Source organism: Streptomyces sp. NPDC015220 (genome assembly GCF_043079345.1).
In the GTDB taxonomy this organism is placed as follows: Bacteria; Actinomycetota; Actinomycetes; order Streptomycetales; family Streptomycetaceae; genus Streptomyces.
Genome location: NZ_JBIBUK010000025.1, coordinates 53,509 through 69,933, shown reverse-complemented (window position 1 = coordinate 69,933; position 16,425 = coordinate 53,509). Strand labels below are relative to the sequence as shown.

The 16,425-nt window shown below is 75.6% G+C and carries 11 protein-coding genes; 10 read left to right on the top strand and 1 reads right to left on the bottom strand.

The features are described 5' to 3' along the window. Positions 1 to 484: 484 nt before the first annotated feature. The 8 genes from ACF061_RS33050 to ACF061_RS33015 all read left to right on the top strand — a co-directional run bounded on the left by ACF061_RS33050 (position 485) and on the right by ACF061_RS33015 (position 12,604). Positions 485 to 1,540, top strand: coding sequence for a methionine ABC transporter ATP-binding protein (locus tag ACF061_RS33050; RefSeq protein WP_392270686.1), 1,056 nt, complete (start codon positions 485 to 487; stop codon positions 1,538 to 1,540). After that, positions 1,537 to 2,280 carry a methionine ABC transporter permease gene (locus ACF061_RS33045; RefSeq protein WP_392270685.1) on the top strand — a complete coding sequence of 248 codons (744 nt, stop codon included), beginning with the start codon at positions 1,537 to 1,539 and terminating at the stop codon, positions 2,278 to 2,280. Before ACF061_RS33050 ends, ACF061_RS33045 begins: the two co-directional genes overlap by 4 nt. 113 nt (positions 2,281 to 2,393) lie before the next feature. Beyond that, the gene (locus ACF061_RS33040) at positions 2,394 to 3,230 is read left to right on the top strand and encodes a MetQ/NlpA family ABC transporter substrate-binding protein (protein WP_392270684.1); all 837 of its coding nucleotides are present in this window, start codon (positions 2,394 to 2,396) and stop codon (positions 3,228 to 3,230) included. Positions 3,231 to 3,399: 169 nt separating this feature from the next. After that, complete coding sequence (locus tag ACF061_RS33035; protein ID WP_392270683.1) at positions 3,400 to 4,038, top strand: GNAT family N-acetyltransferase; 639 nt, start codon at positions 3,400 to 3,402, stop codon at positions 4,036 to 4,038. A gap of 127 nt (positions 4,039 to 4,165) precedes the next feature. Next, on the top strand, positions 4,166 to 5,383 hold the full coding sequence (cbiE, locus tag ACF061_RS33030; RefSeq protein WP_392270682.1) for a precorrin-6y C5,15-methyltransferase (decarboxylating) subunit CbiE: 1,218 nt from the start codon (positions 4,166 to 4,168) through the stop codon (positions 5,381 to 5,383). A gap of 383 nt (positions 5,384 to 5,766) precedes the next feature. Next, positions 5,767 to 10,254, top strand: coding sequence for a nicotinate-nucleotide--dimethylbenzimidazole phosphoribosyltransferase (gene cobT, locus ACF061_RS33025; RefSeq protein WP_392270681.1), 4,488 nt, complete (start codon positions 5,767 to 5,769; stop codon positions 10,252 to 10,254). A 183-nt stretch (positions 10,255 to 10,437) separates the two neighbouring features. After that, positions 10,438 to 11,670, top strand: coding sequence for a uroporphyrinogen-III C-methyltransferase (cobA, locus tag ACF061_RS33020; RefSeq protein WP_392270733.1), 1,233 nt, complete (start codon positions 10,438 to 10,440; stop codon positions 11,668 to 11,670). Between the two features lie 115 nt (positions 11,671 to 11,785). Then, positions 11,786 to 12,604 (top strand): TrmH family RNA methyltransferase, encoded by an 819-nt coding sequence (locus ACF061_RS33015; RefSeq protein WP_392270680.1) that lies wholly within the window; start codon positions 11,786 to 11,788, stop codon positions 12,602 to 12,604. 169 nt (positions 12,605 to 12,773) lie between these two features. On the opposite strand, the gene ACF061_RS33010 is transcribed toward ACF061_RS33015, so the two are convergent. Next, positions 12,774 to 14,249 carry a serine/threonine-protein kinase gene (locus ACF061_RS33010; protein ID WP_392270679.1) on the bottom strand — a complete coding sequence of 492 codons (1,476 nt, stop codon included), beginning with the start codon at positions 14,247 to 14,249 and terminating at the stop codon, positions 12,774 to 12,776. A gap of 589 nt (positions 14,250 to 14,838) precedes the next feature. On the opposite strand from ACF061_RS33010, the gene ACF061_RS33005 reads away from it, so the two are divergent. Both ACF061_RS33005 and ACF061_RS33000 read left to right on the top strand, forming a co-directional pair. Next, entirely contained in the window at positions 14,839 to 15,033 is a 195-nt protein-coding gene (locus ACF061_RS33005) for a hypothetical protein (RefSeq protein ID WP_392270678.1), read from the top strand. A gap of 344 nt (positions 15,034 to 15,377) precedes the next feature. Beyond that, a complete protein-coding gene (locus ACF061_RS33000; protein WP_392270677.1) occupies positions 15,378 to 16,418 on the top strand; it encodes a phosphotransferase in 1,041 nt (346 codons plus the stop codon). Positions 16,419 to 16,425: the final 7 nt, after the last annotated feature.

The window sequence follows — 16,425 nt, the reverse complement described above, 5'->3', positions numbered from 1 at the left end:
CGGGCCCCGTCCGCCCTGGTCACCGGCGCGGACGCGGCGGCCGGTGCGCGCGGGCAGTGGTGTCCATGAGCGTCCACCATGCGGACGGGGGTGCCGTGTCAGCAGCGTAGGTCTGGTTTACTGATCGCATGACCACGACGAGCTGCCGCATCCCTGCGACCGAGGCGACGATGACGCCCGGTGCTCGTTGTATGTGTCCTACGCGTCGAATGTGCGCCTTCTAGAGGGCCCCCGCACCACCTGAGCCTCGCGCCCCGAAGCGAGAGCCCGCTCATGTCCGCGTCAGCGTCCGGCCCGTCCGGCGAACGCGGCCGAGCCCTTCCCCCGCCGCCCGACCGGCGTGGGGGCGCCCCCAGCGCGCGCACGTTTCCCCTCCGCCCCGGCGTCCTTCCGGGAACCGTGCCGCGTTCCGGCTGCACCCGACCATGAACGCCGTGCCCGGCGCCCACGACGCGCCGCGCACTCGACAGTGACGGAAACCCACGTGATCACCACATCGGGCCTCACCAAGGTCTACCGCTCGCGCGGCCGCGAGGTCACCGCCCTCGACGGCGTCGACCTGCACGTCCGCGAAGGCGAGGTGTACGGCGTCATCGGCCAGTCCGGCGCCGGCAAGTCCTCGCTCATCCGCTGCGTCAACCTGCTGGAGCGGCCGACCTCGGGAACGGTCACCGTCGCCGGGCAGGACCTGACCGCGCTGGCCGGCCGCGGGCCGCGCGCCGGCCGGGAGCTGCGGCAGGCGCGCAGCCGGATCGGCATGGTCTTCCAGCACTTCAACCTGCTGTCCACGCGCACCGTGCGGGACAACGTCGAGCTGCCCCTGGAGATCCTCGGGAAGTCAGGGAAGGAGCGTTCCCGCAAGGCGCTGGAACTCCTCGACCTCGTCGGCCTGGCCGACAAGGCCGGGGCCTACCCCGCCCAGCTCTCCGGCGGCCAGAAGCAGCGGGTCGGCATCGCCCGAGCCCTGGCCGGCGACCCCAAGGTGCTGCTCTCCGACGAGGCCACCAGCGCCCTCGACCCGGAGACCACCCGCTCCATCCTCCAGCTGCTGCGCGACCTCAACCGGCAGCTCGGACTGACCGTCCTGCTCATCACGCACGAGATGGACGTGGTGAAGTCGATCTGCGACTCGGCGGCGCTCATGGAGAAGGGCCGGATCGTCGAGTCCGGCACGGTGAGCGAGCTGCTCGCGACTCCGGGCTCCCAGCTCGCCGCCGCGCTCTTCCCGGTCGGCGGCGGCGCGACCGGCGCGGACCGGACGGTCGTCGACGTCACCTTCCACGGCGACGCCGCCACCCGGCCCGTCATCTCCCAGCTCGCCCGCACCTACAACATCGACATATCGATCCTCGGCGCGGCCATCGACACCGTCGGCGGCCACCAGGTCGGCCGGATGCGCATCGAACTGCCCGGCCGCTACGAGGAGAACGTCGTGCCCGTCGGCTTCCTGCGCGAGCAGGGCCTGCAGATCGACGTCGTGGACGACGCGGCGGACAGCACGGCGCGTCAGACCCCGCTGGTGAAGGAAGGTGCCAAGTGACCTGGTCCGAGATGCAGCCGCTGCTGTCCCAGGCGTGTTGGGACACCCTCTACATGGTCGGCTGGTCCACGCTCATCGCCGTCGTCGGCGGACTTCCGCTCGGCGTCCTGCTGGTCCTCACCGACCGCGGCGGCCTGCTCCAGAACGTCCTCGCCAACAAGGTCCTCGGGCAGCTGGTGAACGTCGCCCGCTCGATGCCGTTCATCATCCTGATGGTCGCCCTGATGAGCTTCACCCGCTGGGTGACGGGCACCACGATCGGCCGGGACGCCGCCATCGTGCCGCTGGCCATCGGCGCCATCCCGTTCTTCGCGCGCCTGGTCGAGACGGCCGTCCGCGAGGTCGACGGCGGCCTCGTCGAGGCCGTGCAGGCGATGGGCGGCAACACCTGGACCGTCGTGCGCAAGGTCCTCGTCCCCGAGTCCCTGCCCTCGCTGATCTCCGGCGCCACCACCACGATCGTCGCCCTCATCGGCTACTCCGCCATGGCCGGCACGGTCGGCGCCGGCGGCCTGGGCGACATCGCCATCCGCTACGGCTACCAGCGTTTCGAGACCCAGCTGATGTGGATCACCGTGGCGATCCTCGCCGTGGTCATCTCCGCCATCCAGTTCGCCGGCGACCTCGCGGCCCGCTCCCTGCACCGGCGCGGCGGCCACTCCGGCCCGGCCCCCAGGCTGCGGCTGCTGAAGGGCGGCAAGCCCGCCTCGGCCACGGCCGACGTGAGCAAGGCCGCCTGAGCCCCCGCCCCCGTCCGCCCGACCGCCACCGGACCACCACCCCCCGACGACGGCGCACCGCGCCGGCACCCCTTGACCCAAGGGCCGCACCACCCCAAGGAAAGGCACTTTTCGTGCGTAACACCGCCAAGATCACCACCGCCGTACTGGCCGCCGGAACCCTCGCGCTCGGGCTCTCCGCCTGCGGCTCGGACTCCGGCTCCGGCAAGGCCGACGCCGACGCCACGCTGACGGTCGCCGCCACCCCCACCCCGCAGGGCGAGATCCTCACCTATGTGAAGGACCACCTGGCGCAGAAGGCCGGCCTCAAGCTGGAGGTCAAGGAGTTCACCGACTACGTGACCCCGAACACGGCCGTCCAGCAGGGCCAGGTGGACGCCAACTACTTCCAGCACAAGCCGTACCTCGACGACTTCAACAAGAAGAACGGCACGGACATCGTGCCGGTGCCCGGCGGCACCGTGCACCTGGAACCGCTCGGCGTCTACTCCAAGAGCGTCAAGAAGCTGGCGGACCTGAAGAAGGGCGCCACCGTCGCCCTGCCCAACGACACCACCAACGAGGCCCGCGCGCTGAAGCTGCTGGAGGCCAACGGCGTCGTCGGGCTGAAGTCGGGCGCCGGGTACGACGCGACCCCCAAGGACGTCACCGACAACCCCAAGGGCCTGAAGTTCAAGGAGCTGGAGGCGGCCCAGCTGCCGCGCTCCCTCGGTGACGTCGACGCCGCGGTGATCAACGGCAACTACGCGCTCGAGGCGAAGCTCAGCCCGGCCAAGGACGCGCTCGCCGCCGAGTCCGCCAAGGACAACCCGTACGCCAACTTCCTCGCCGTGAAGAAGGGCAACGAGAACGACCCGCGCGTCAAGAAGCTCGCCAAGCTGCTGACCTCGCCCGAGGTGAAGAAGTTCATCGAGGACAAGTACAACGGCGCGGTCGTACCGGCGTTCTAATATCGCCCGGGGTCGCCGCACCCGGGGTCCGCTCCCGCACCGGGCGGGGGCACTTCCCCGCCGCCGAGGCGGCGGGGGCGGACCCCGTGGTGCGGTTGGGTGCTTCCATGCTGCATGCTGGGCAGTTCAGCAGGCCCTGACGGTATTTCCGAAGGTTACGGAGCGGCGCATGACTAGCACCTTCCCCAACATCTCCATCAGCACGGAGCGGTTGGTGCTGCGTCGCCTCGACGAGGACGACGTCGCCGCCCTGACCGAGATGATGAACGACGAGCAGGTCGTGGCCTGGACCGACGTCCCGCAGCCCTTCACCGAGGAGCACGCCCGCTCCTGGATCACCGAGTACGCCCCGGCCGAGCGCACCGCGGGCCGCGGCTTCGGCCTCGCCGTCACCGAGTTCCTCACCCAGCGGCTGGTCGGCGTCGTCCAGCTGACCGGAACCGACTGGAGCGTACGCTCCACCGAACTGTCCTACGTCATCGCCCCCTGGGCCCGGGGCGAGGGCTACGCCTCCGAGGCGGCCCTGGCCATCGCCCAATGGCTCTTCGGCGACCAGCGGTTCGAGCGCATCGAACTGCGCACCGCCGCCGACAACACCGCCTCCCAGCAGGTCGCGCAGAGGATCGGCTGCATCAGCGAGGGCGTGCTGCGCAACGCCTGCATAGCCCGCGCGCGCACCGAGGACGGCGCCTGGACGGAGGTGCGCACCGACTACATAGTCTGGAGCCTGCTGCCGGAGGACCTGGACGGGGCGGACGAGGAACTCGCCGACACCGGCGGTTTCACGTCGTTCCTGGACTGGAGCTGACGGGCCTGGGCCGACCGCCGGCACCGCCCGGTCGCGCACCCGGCGGCCGCACCGGATAACCTCACGGAGCCCGCCTGCGGGCGTTCGCACCCTGACGACCTGCGACATCCCCTGGAGAATGACAACGATGGCCGACCGGGTCACGGTGATCGGCTGGGACGGCTCGCCGCTGACCGACGCGGCGCGCGGCGCGCTCGGCGCCGCCACTCTGGTGGCGGGCGCGGCCCACCATCTGGCCCTCCCCGAGGTGCCCCGCACGGCCGAGCGCATCCGCCTCGGCAGCGTCGCCCTCGCCGCCCGCCGGATCGCCGGCCACCGCGGTACCGCCGTGGTGCTCGCCGACGGCGACCCGGCCTTCTTCGGGGTCGTACGGACCCTGCGCGCACCCGAGTTCGGCCTGGAGGTCGAGGTCGTCCCCGCGGTCTCCTCGGTGGCCACCGCCTTCGCCCGTGCCGGAATGCCCTGGGACGACGCCCAGGTGGTCGTGGCCCACAAGCGCACCCTGCGACGCGCGGTCAACGTGTGCCGGGCCCACACCAAGGTCGCCGTGCTGACCGCCCCCGGCGCCGGGCCGGCCGAGCTGGGCCTGCTCATGGAAGGGGTGCACCGCACCTTCGTCATCTGCGAGGAACTGGGCACCGAACACGAGCGGGTCACGGTCGTCACCTCGGACAAGGCCGCCGACCACACCTGGCGCGACCCGAACGTCGTCATCGTCGTCGGCGGCCGGGCCGGCGCCGGTGAGGACGGCGGCTGGATCGCCGGGCGCGACCCGGCCGCGGGCCCGCGCGGCTGGACCCAGCCCGCCGAGGCGTACGGCGGGGGACTCGGCGAGGGAGAAACGGATCTGCTTCGCGCCGCCCAACTCGCCCGCCTCGGGCCGCGCGTCGGCGACCTCGTCTGGGACATCGGCTGCGGCAGCGGCGCGTTCGCCACCGAGGCCGCCCGTGGCGGCGCCGCCGTCATCGCCGTCGACCGGGACCCGGAGGCCTGCGCCCGCACCGAGGCCGCCGCACGCCGCTTCGGCGTCCAACTGCACGTGGTGCCCGGCATCGCCCCGCACATCCTGGAGAACCTGCCCGAACCGGACGTCGTCCGCGTCGGCGGCGGGGGAGCGGCCGTGGTCAACGCGGTCGCCGACCGGCGCCCGCAGCGCATCGTCACGCACGCCGCCACCCGGGACGCCGCCGAGCGCGTCGGCCGCGAACTCACCGAGCACGGCTACCGCGTCGAGTGCGCCCTGCTCCAGTCCGTCGAACTCGACACCCGCGCCTGGACGGAGACCGAGCGGAGTGTCGCGTTCCTGCTCAGCGGGGAACTGGGGCGGAGCGAGACCCCTCACTGAGGGCCGCCGGACGGGGCTCGCGGACCGCGCCCCGTGATCGGGTTGTCGTACCGCGCGGGGTAGGCTGGCCGATCGTTGTACCGCACTGGGTGGTCCGGAGCTTCGTTCGGCAATGTCCGGAAAACCCGCCCGTTTCACGGGGGTGCGGTACGGCGGAACCGGAGGACGCGCAACGTGGCGCAGTCCACAGCGGGCCGTGGCGGATCACGCTGTCGCGACGGCCGGACGACCGCGACAATGCCACTCAATGGCTTTGTCGCCTTTTACGGGCGGGTCGTTCGTGCCGCTGGGCGCGGACGCTCGTTCTTCACTGCGGGGCGGTCGGTGCGCCGCTCCCGGTGAGCTGGTCGTAGGAGCACTAACCGATTGGGCGAGGGGTACGCATGACGGACACCGGCCAGGTCCCGGGCGAGGGGCTGCCGGAGAGCGCAGGCATGGTGGAGCAGCCGGGCGTCGCCGCGCACGGTGTCTACACCTACCTCTCCGAGTCACCCGCCGAGGACGAAGACCTGCTGCTGCCCGGCTCCCAGGGCGCCTGGGGCAACGAAGTGCCGCCGCCCGTCCCGGAACCCGTCGTCGAGGCCGTCCACCAGCCCGGCCCGCACGAGACGGCCGGCCGCGACACCGGCTCCGTCGACCTGAGCGGCGTTCTGCACCCCGACCCGATGATGCCGCCCGCCGCCGCGCAGGTGCCCCCGCGCAGGCCGCTGCACCTCGGCCCGCCGATCCCCGACGCCTCCGCCAGCCCCGTCCGCTCCCTGGCCGACCGCGGCCCCGCGGACGCGCCGGTCCGGCCGTCGGCGCAGCCCACCGCCGTGCCCGAGTACCTCGACGCCCGGCAGCCGCGCGAGACGGCTCCGCAGGGCGCCGCCCCGTGGGGCGCGCCGGCCGCGCAGGGCGGCGCGGCGGCTCCGGTGGCGCCCCCGGCGGGCGTCCGGGTGGCGGACACGGAAACGGCCGGCCCGGCGGCGGAGCCCGTCGACGCGGCCCAGGCCACCGTGGCCCGCCTCACCGCCCAGGCCGGCGTCGCCGGTTACGCCCCGGCACCGCAGGAGCAGCCCGGCGTACCGGCCGGGCACGAGCACGAGGGCGCCCGGCACCCTGTGACCGGGGAGACGCCCGAGCAGCCCGGCCGGGCGGCGCAGGAGACCCCCGCCGCCCCGGGCGGCTCCACCCCCGAGGCCGAGCCCGCGCTCGCTCCCGAGGCCGCGCTCGCTCCCGAGGCCGAGGCCGCCCCTGAGGCCGAGGCCGCCCCTGAGGCCGCGCTCGCCCCTGAGGCCGAGGCCGCCCCCGAGGCCGCGCCCGCGCCTGGGGTGCCGCACGCCGGTGCCGAGTCCGTCGCCGAGACGGGCCCGGCCCCGGTGGCGGAGCCGGCGACCGAGGCCGGTGAGCCGGACTCCGGCACGGACGGGGCCGTACCCGCCGCCGAGGCGGTCGCCGCCCCGGCCGCCGGCCAGGTGCCGCAGACGGCCGTTCCGGAAGCCCCCGGGGCCGCCGAGGCGGCGGAAGGCCTCCAGGCCGTGGAGGAGACCCCGGTTCCCGAGGCCGTTCCGGTTTCCGAGGCCGTAGCGGTCCCGGAGGCCGTTCCGGTTCCGCAGGGCGCGGAGGCTGCTCAGCACACGGAGGCTGCTCAGGACGCCGAGGTTGCCCAGGGCGCGGAGGCCGCGCAGGGCGCTGCGGTCTCCCAGGCCGTGCGGGACTCCCAGGACTCCCAGGCTCCCGAGGTGGCCCAGGCTCCCGAGGTGGCCCAGGCTCCCGAGGTGGCCCAGGCTCCCGAGGTGGCCCGGGCTCCCGAGGTGGCCGAGGCCCCTGAGGTATCCCAGGCTCCCGAGGCCGCTCAGGCCCCCGAAGTCGCTCAGGCCCCCGAGGGCGCCCCGGCGTCCGGGACCGCACAGGAACCGGCCGCCGGCCCGGCCGCCGGGACGGACGAGGCCGGGCCGGTCGCGCCGACCGACACAGCAGCCGAGGCCGTCGCGCCGGAGCAGGTCGCGCCCCCGGAGCAGGTCGCCGCTTCGGCACAGGCCCAGGAGCGGGCTGCCGCCTCCGAGCAGGCCGCCGCGGTCCAGCAGGCCGCCGACGCTCCGCAGCCGGCCGAGGCGCAGCCCGCGGCCGAGCCCACGCCCGACGCCGCCGAGGCGCGGGCAGCCGCTTTGGAGGAGCCCGCGGCCCCCGCGCCGCAGCCGGAGTCCGAGACCGTGCCGCAGTCCGAGGCCGGGCCCGCGCCGGAAGCGGCGGACCCCGCCGGGCCCGCGGCTCCCGCCCAGGCAGCGGTGCCGCCCGCCGAGGGCGTTCCCGCCGTCGCGGAGGACGTCGCCGTACCCGCCGGGGCCGCCGCCGCGCCCGGCCACCCGGAGGCGGCCGAGGACGCACAGCCGGTGGCGCCCCTGCCGACCCCGGTCGCGCAGGCCGGCCAGCAGGTCGCCGTCCCGGCCGCCGCCGCGGCCCCCGTGGACCCCGCCGTCGGGCACGTGACCGAGCCGGAGGCGGTGACCGAGCCGGAGGCCGCGCCCCAGGCGACGGCCGTGCCCGAGCCCGCCGACGCGCCCGTGGCGGCCGTACCGGAGACCGCCCGGGCCACCGCGCCCGCCGAGCCCGCGCCCACCGGGACGGCCCCCGCGGACCACGGGGCGGCGCGGCCCGCCGACGACCGGCCCCCGCTCGCCGGACCGGCCGGCCCGGCGGCGGCCGACGCCGAGGCCGAGCCTGCGTCGGCGCCCGAGGGCCAGGAACCCCGGGCGGCCGCCACGGACGCCGCCCCCGCCGAGCGGATCGACGGCGCGAGCGTTCCCGCCGTGCCGCCGCAGTCCGGGCCCGAGACGCCGGTGGGTCTGTTCGTCCCGGTCGAGGGCTCGGTGCCGACCACCCCGCACCTGGCCCCCATCCCTCCGCAGCCGCACGCCGAGCCCGCGGAGCAGCCGGCCCCGCGGGCGCACGGGCAGCAGCCGGACGCCGAGCACGTCGAGTCCATCGCCACCGTCCCCGCCCCCCGTGACGGCGACGCCGTCCCCGCCGCGGCCGGCGAGGCGGACGGACCCCACGCGGTCCAGCACACGGACGACCCGGGCACCGCGGTCGCCGATCAGGAAGAGCACCAGGAAGAGAGCACGGCCGCAGTGGCGGAAGCACGACAGTCCACCGGTCCGGCCGCGCCCGGCTACGACGAGGCCGAGCGCGAGGCCGTGCTCAAGGTGATGCGCGAGCGCCGCGACATCCGCAACGGCTTCCGCGGCGACCCGATCCCGCACGAGGTGCTGCTGCGCGTCCTGGAGGCGGCCCACACGGCGCCGTCCGTGGGCCACTCCCAGCCCTGGGACTTCGTCGTCATCCGCTCCGCCGAGACCCGCCGCGCGATGCACGAACTGGCCGAGCGGCAGCGCGACGCGTACGCCAGATCGCTGCCGAAGGGCCGGGCCAAGCAGTTCAAGGCCCTGAAGATCGAGGCCATCCTCGAGACCCCGGTGAACATCGTCGTCACCGCCGACCCGACCCGCGGCGGCCGGCACACCCTCGGCCGGCACACCCAGCCCCAGATGGCGCCGTACTCCGCCGCTCTGGCGGTCGAGAACCTCTGGCTCGCCGCCCGCGCCGAAGGACTCGGCGTCGGCTGGGTCAGCTTCTTCGACGAGCGCGAGATGGTCCGGACCCTCGGCCTGCCCGAGCACCTCGAGGTCATCGCCTACCTGTGCGTCGGATACGTCGACGAGTTCCCGGACGAGCCCGAGCTGATGCAGGCCGGCTGGTCCAAGCGCCGCCCGCTGTCCTGGGTCGTGCACGAGGAGACCTACGGCCGGCGCGCGCTGCCCGGGGAGGACCCGCACGACCTGCTCGCCGAGACCGTCGCCGGTATCCGGCCGCTGGACGCCAAGGCGCTCGGCGAGGCATGGGAGCGGCAGAAGCGGATGACCAAGCCGGCCGGCGCGCTCGGCATGCTGGAGATCATCTCCGCGCAGCTGTCCGGGCTGTCCCGGCAGTGCCCCCCGCCGATCCCGGAGCCCGCAGCCGTCGCGATCTTCGCCGGCGACCACGGCGTGCACGCCCAGGGCGTCACCCCGTGGCCGCAGGAGGTCACCGCCCAGATGGTGGCCAACTTCCTCGGCGGGGGAGCGGTCTGCAACGCCTTCGCGGCCCAGGTGGGCGCCGAGGTCTGCGTCGTCGACGTCGGTGTCGCCGCCGACCTCCCGGCCACCCCCGGTCTGCTGCCCCGCAAGATCCGCGGCGGTACGTCCGACATGACCGCCGGTCCCGCGATGACCCGCGAGGAGGCCAAGCAGGCCATCGAGGTCGGCATCGAGACCGCCCGCGACCTGGTGGCGGCGGGCAACAAGGCGCTGCTCACCGGCGAGATGGGCATCGCGAACACCACCGCGTCCGCGGCCCTCATCTCGGTCTACACCGGCGTCGACCCCGCCGAGGTCACCGGCCGGGGCACCGGCATCAACGACGAGACGCTGGCCCGCAAGACCGAGGTGGTGCGCCGCGCCCTGGAACTGCACCAGCCGGACCCGGCCGACCCCATCGGAGTCCTCGCGGCGATCGGCGGCTTCGAGCACGCGGCCATGGTCGGCCTGCTCCTCGGCGGCGCCTCGCTGCGTACGCCGGTGATCCTGGACGGCGTCAGCGCCGGCGCGGCCGCGCTGGTCGCCCGCGCGATCGCCCCGGAGGTCCTGGCCGCCTGCATCGCCGGCCACCGCAGCGCCGAACCCGGGCACGTCGCCGCCCTCAACAAGCTCGGCCTGCGCCCCCTGGTCGACCTCGACCTGCGCCTCGGCGAGGGCACCGGCGCGCTGCTCGCCCTGCCGCTGGTGCAGAGCACGGCGCGGGCGATGCACGAGGTGGCGACCTTCGACTCGGCGGGCGTCACCGAGAAGTGACGCCGCGGCGACCGGGGCCGGCGGGTTCGCGCTTCCGCGTGCCCCCCGGCCCCGCCGTACGCTGAACGCACGTCTAAAATCCGCACGTCAGGGCTGCTCCGAAGCCGTAGCGCCCCTTCGTACCGCTTCGACTGCTGCACGATGTCGCACCACCGCGACCGCCCGGACGAGGAGCCGCACTCCATGGCCGAACACCCCGCCTACCCCGTAGGCCTCCGCCTGACCGGCCGCCGTGTGGTCGTCCTCGGCGGCGGCCAGGTCGCCCAGCGCCGCCTGCCCGCGCTGATCGCGGCCGGCGCGGACATCGTGCTCGTCTCGCCCGAGGCGACCCCGTCCGTCGAGGCCATGGCGGACGCCGGCGAGATCGCCTGGCAGCGGCGCCCGTACCAGGACGGCGACCTCGCCGACGCCTGGTACGCCCTGATCGCCACCAGCGACCGCGACGCGAACACCCGCGCGTCCGCCGAGGCGGAGCGCCACCGCGTGTGGTGCGTCCGCTCCGACGACGCCGACGCGGCGACCGCCTGGACCCCGGCCACCGGCCACAGCGAAGGCGTCACGGTCGCCGTGCTCACCACGGACGCGCGCGGCCGGGACCCCCGGCACACCGCCGCCGTCCGGGACGCGGTCGTCGAGGGGCTGCGCGACGGCACCCTCGTCGCCCCGCACCACCGCACCCGCACCCCCGGCGTCGCCCTGGTCGGCGGCGGCCCCGGCGACCCCGACCTGATCACCGTGCGCGGCCGGCGCCTGCTGGCCGAGGCCGACGTCGTCATCGCCGACCGGCTCGGTCCGCGCGACCTGCTCGCCGAACTCCCTCCGCACGTCGAGGTGATCGACGCGGCGAAGATCCCCTACGGCCGGTACATGGCCCAGGAGGCCATCAACGACGCGCTCGTCGAGCACGCCAAGCAGGGCAAGTCGGTGGTCCGGCTCAAGGGCGGCGACCCCTACGTCTTCGGCCGCGGCATGGAGGAGCTCCAGGCGCTCGCCGAGGCCGGCATCCCGTGCACGGTGGTCCCCGGCATCTCCAGTTCCATCTCCGTCCCGGGCGCGGCCGGCATACCGGTCACCCACCGCGGAGTGGCCCACGAGTTCACCGTGGTCAGCGGGCACGTGGCCCCGGACGACGAACGTTCCCTGGTCGACTGGCCGAGCCTGGCCAAGCTCACCGGCACCCTGGTGGTGCTCATGGGCGTCGACAAGATCGGGAAGATCGCCGAGACGCTCGTGGCCCACGGCAGGTCGCCCGACACCCCGGTCGCCCTGGTCCAGGAGGGCACGACGGCCGCCCAGCGCCGCGTCGACGCCACTCTCGCGACCGTCGCCGAGACCGTACGCGCGCAGGACGTGAAGCCGCCGGCCGTCATCGTCATCGGCGCGGTCGTCACGGTGGGCCCGCGCTCCGCCGGGTGACCCGGGCCGCTCCCCCGGCGCCGCGCGCACCGGGCCGTCCCGCACGGTTGCGCGCCGTCCGCACCGCATCCAGGACAAGTCCGCCCCCGTACCGAGGACAAGGCAGTAACACCCCGTGGCCGATCTCATCACCGTCGACGACCCCGCAGACCCGCGTCTTCGCGACTACACGGGCCTGACCGACGTCGAGCTGCGCCGCAGGCGCGAGCCGGCCGAGGGCCTGTTCATCGCCGAGGGGGAGAAGGTCATCCGCCGGGCCGGGGACGCCGGCTACCGGATGCGTTCGATGCTGCTGTCCGCCAAGTGGGTCGACGCCATGCGCGACGTCATCGACGAAGCCACGGCCCCGGTCTACGTGGCCGCTCCGGAGCTCGCCGAACAGGTCACCGGCTACCACGTGCACCGCGGCGCCCTCGCCTCCATGCAGCGCAAGCCGCTGCCCACGGCGGCCGACCTGCTCGGCTCCGCCCGCCGGGTCGCGGTCATGGAGTCCGTCAACGACCACACCAACATCGGCGCCATCTTCCGGTCCGCGGCGGCCCTCGGCATGGACGCCGTCCTGCTCTCCCCGGACTGCGCCGACCCGCTCTACCGCCGCAGCGTCAAGGTCTCCATGGGCGCGGTCTTCTCCGTGCCGTACGCCCGCCTCGACACCTGGCCCAAGGACCTGGCCCCGGTCCGCGAGGCGGGCTTCGCCCTCCTCGCCCTCACCCCCGACGAGAAGGCCAGAGCGCTGGACGAGGTCGCCCCGCACCGGATGGACCGGGTCGCCCTGATGCTCGGCGCCGAGGGGTCCGGACTGTCCGCCCGGGCGCTGGCCGCCGCCGACGAGTGGGTCCGCATCCCCATGTCCCACGGGGTCGACTCGCTCAACGTCGGCGCGGCGGCTGCGGTCGCCTTCTACGCGGTGGCCACCGGCCGTCCCGGGGCGTAGGCGCGTTCCCCGCCTTCCCGGGCGCTCCGCGACGACGATCCGGCCGCCGGGCCGCTCGTCCCCGCCGCCCGCGGTCCCGCGGACGGCGCGTCCGGCAGACGCGCCCCGCCCCCGGGTACCGTTCGCCGACCCGGGCCGTCCCGCTCCGGCCTGTCGCGGACGGAGGAACCTATCCGCCGGTCCGGGCCCGCTCGCCGGCGCCGGGGAGCGAGACGTACGGCTGCGCGGCCGCCGCCGTACGGTCCTGACCCGCCGTCGAGCCGCCGCGGTCGCCGCCGAGCCCGCGCGAGGGCCCCTGGCAGCCCTGCGCCGCCGCGATGCCCAGCGCGACCAGCAGTGTCACCACCACGAACACGAACAGCCGCTGCCGCAGCAGCCGCGGGTTGGCGGGCCGCCGGCCGGTCGAGGTGTTGCGCGGCCGCGGCCGCCCGGCGCCGCTGCGCGGAGCGGGACGGCCGCCGCCCGGACGGGAACCGCCGCGGGACGCCGGGACCGTCCGTCCACCGCCGGTCCGGGATGGCCCGCCGCCGCGCCGGGCGCCGGCGCTCCGGGGCGAGCCGCCGGTACGCGGTGACGCGCCGTTTCGCGAGGCCGGAACCGCACCCCGCGGGGCGTCGGCGGCGGGGGAGGAGCCCTGCGGGCGCCGCCGGCCCCGCCGCTGATCGGCGTAGCCGGGCCGCGGCTGTTCGGGACGGCCGGCGCGCTGCTGTTCCGGGTAGTTGGCGCGCAGCTGGTCGGGATAGGTGTCGGCGAGGCGGCCGGTCGGCCGGTCGGCCTCGGCGGCGCGCGGCGCGGGCGGCCGCAGATCGCCCAGGCCCTGCGCCTCGCGCGCGGCGATCTCCTTGAGCCGCAGTGACAGTTGCAGGGTGCTCGGCCGTTCCTCGGGGTCCTTGGCAAGACAGGCCCGCACGAGCGGGGCCAGCGCGTCGGGCACGCCGTGCAGCTGGGGCTCCTCGTGCACCACGCGGTACAGCATCACCTCCGAACTGCCGTGCCCGAACGGGGAGTCGCCGGTCGACGCGTAGGCCAGCGTGGCCCCGAGCGAGAACACGTCGGTGGCCGGGGTGACGGCGGCGCCGCGCACCTGCTCGGGAGCGAGGAAGCCGGGCGAGCCGACCGCGGTGCCCACGTGGGTGAGCGTCGAGGCGCCGGTCGCCCAGGCGATGCCGAAGTCGATGATCCGGGGCCCCTTGGGGGACAGCAGGATGTTGGAGGGCTTCAGGTCCCGGTGCACCACCCCGGCCTCGTGCACCGCGACCAGCCCCTCGGACAGCGCGGCCCCGATCGCCGCCGCCTCCGCGGCGCCCAGCGCCCCCTCGTCGGCCACCTTGTCGTGCAGGGAGGGGCCCGGTACGTACTGCGTGGCGAACCACGGCCGGTCCGCGTCCAGGTCGGCGGCGACCAGCCGGGCCGTGCAGCCGCCCCTGATCCGGCGGGCCGCCGAGACCTCGCGCGCGAACCGCGAGCGGAACTCCTGGTCCTCCGCCAGGTCCGGCCGGATGACCTTCAGCGCGACCCGCTGGCCCTTGCGGTCGGAGCCGAGGTAGACCACGCCCATCCCGCCCGCGCCGAGCCGTCGGTGAAGCCTGAACGAGCCGACGACGCGCGGGTCCTCGCGCCTCAGGCGCATCATCGCCATGTTCATCCCCGCTGCCCGGTCCCTGTGACGAGCCACAGCTTACGTACCCGGGGCCGTTCCCGCGCAGAGGCCGCGCCCTCTCTACCCGATCGATTGTCATTGCCGCGCGGGCGAATTGAGGGGCGGTCAGGGGGCCGGTGGACGCCTCGGCCCCGGACCGGGCGTGATGCCAACCGGCCGCCCGCCCAGGGCGGTTGGCCGACTCGGCGGGCGGCGGGAGGGGAACGCGCCGGGCACGGGGGAGACGAGGCGCAGGTGGGGGGCGGTGGCGGACACGCCCGACCCAAGGGGGAGGGCGCCGGCCCGCCGCCGCGGGGCGGAAGTGAGCGAAGTCACGACTCGGAGCGGAGGAGGGCGGGACACGCCGCGTCCCCTCCGGGAAGACCCCGAGACCCGGAGCCGGGTCTCCACCCAGGGGAGTACACCCCGGGCCGCGGCTCATCCTCCGGGAGGCCCGGCAATCGGTACGAGGGCATGACGCCCGGCAGCCGTCCCGCGCCTAGATTTGAGGTCAAGCGGCGGGTGCAGCACTCGTCCCCCGAGGTCACGACACCCGCCGCTGCCAAGGACAACTGAGACGGTCGGGAGAGGGACCATGGCCCAGACGGCTCCGCGGACGCTGGTCCGCCCCCAGGGGCGGCGCACCCGCCCCCGCCGTACGGGCCGTCGCCACCCCCTGGTGGCGACGCTGATGGCCCTTCCCCTGGCGGCCCTGCTCCTGCTGGTCTTCGACGGCTGGGACACAGTGGCCACACAGGCGTCGTCCGTGGGCGTGATGCTGGGGCGCTGAGCGGCGTCCCCAGGCCCGGAAGAGCGGTCCGGGCGGGGACATCAACCCATGAAACCCCGTGGGGACGGGGGTGCGGCGGACGGCAGAATGCCGGCGCAGCTGGGGAGCTGCGCCGGCATTGTCCTTTTCCCGTACGGCGCGGGACCACCGGAAGCGGTCCCCAGAGTGGACGGGCCTCACCGCCCCGTACCCGAGGGCGCGGTACGGCGGTGCCGGGGGAGGGCGGCCCGGTCCTCCGCCACCAACCCGCGGGGCGGGGTGCGGCCGTGCCAGTGGGGCGGCCCGGTTCTCCGCCCGGCCCGTCCGCGTAAGCTCACGGTCGCCGCCGTATCCGAGGGAGCCCCGTGACAGCCGACGCCCTGCTGCCCGAGCTGACCGCGCAGGCCGCGACGGCGGCCCATCGTGCCGCGGACCACCGCCACGGCGGGGCGACCGCGCGGGCCGCGAATGCGGCCCGCCTCGACGAGGGCGGCCGCTCCCGCGAGGCGGACGCGCGGGCCGAGGGGGCCACGGGCGGCTGCTCCTGCGCGGCGGACGTCCTGGCCGCCCGCCCCGACGCCACCGTCGTCCGTCACGCCGGCGCCGTCGCCAAGGCCCACGCCCCCGGCACCGACCCGGCGGAACTCGCCCTCCGTCTCGCGGCGGCCGCCCGGCTCCCCGGCGTCCTGCTGCCCCCGCTCGCCCCCGAACCCCTCCGGCTGCGCGACCGTCTCGTCACCTTCTGGCCCCACGGCTCTCCCGTCGACCCCGACGTTCCCGACGCGGCCCCCTGGGAAGCCGCCGCCACCCTGCTGGCCCGGCTCCACCGGGCCCCCGTCGCACCGGGCCTGCCCGCCATGCGCGGCCCCGCCAAGGCGGCGGATGCCGTCGCCCGGCTCCGCGCCGCCGCCCCCGGGCACCCGGCGGCGCGGCCCGTCCTGCGGGCCTGGACCACCCTGCCGGCCTGGGCCCGCGCCGAGGCGCCCATGCCGGGCCCCGGCACCCTCTGCCACGGCGACCTGCACCTCGGCCAGCTCGTGCGGCACCCGGCCGGAGACGGCCCCTGGCTGCTGATCGACGTCGACGACCTCGGCACGGGAGCGCCGGTCTGGGACCTGGGCCGCCCTGCGGCCTGGTTCGCCTGCGGGCTGCTGCCGCCCGAGACCTGGACGCGTTTCCTCACCGCGTACCGCGCGGCGGGCGGACCGGCCGTCGCGGCGGCCGGTGACCCCTGGGCGGCCCTGGACACCGCGGCCCGCGCGCTGACCGTGCAGACCGCCGCGCTGGCCGTCGCCAAGGCGGCCGGGGCGGGCCGCCCGGTGGACGAGGTCGAACAGGCCGTCGTGGACGCCTGCGACCGAATGAGCCGTCTCCCGCCGGAGTTGGCCGACGGGCCGCCCAAGTAGGGTGCAA

Excerpts from the sequence above, each read along its gene's own strand:
- ACF061_RS33035 (WP_392270683.1), top strand. The coding sequence starts at position 3,400 with ATGACTAGCACCTTCCCCAACATCTCCATCAGCACGGAGCGGTTGGTG.
- cbiE (WP_392270682.1), top strand. The coding sequence starts at position 4,166 with ATGGCCGACCGGGTCACGGTGATCGGCTGGGACGGCTCGCCGCTGACC.
- cobT (WP_392270681.1), top strand. The coding sequence starts at position 5,767 with ATGACGGACACCGGCCAGGTCCCGGGCGAGGGGCTGCCGGAGAGCGCA.
- cobA (WP_392270733.1), top strand. The coding sequence starts at position 10,438 with ATGGCCGAACACCCCGCCTACCCCGTAGGCCTCCGCCTGACCGGCCGC.
- ACF061_RS33010 (WP_392270679.1), bottom strand. The coding sequence starts at position 14,249 with ATGAACATGGCGATGATGCGCCTGAGGCGCGAGGACCCGCGCGTCGTC.
- ACF061_RS33005 (WP_392270678.1), top strand. The coding sequence starts at position 14,839 with ATGGCCCAGACGGCTCCGCGGACGCTGGTCCGCCCCCAGGGGCGGCGC.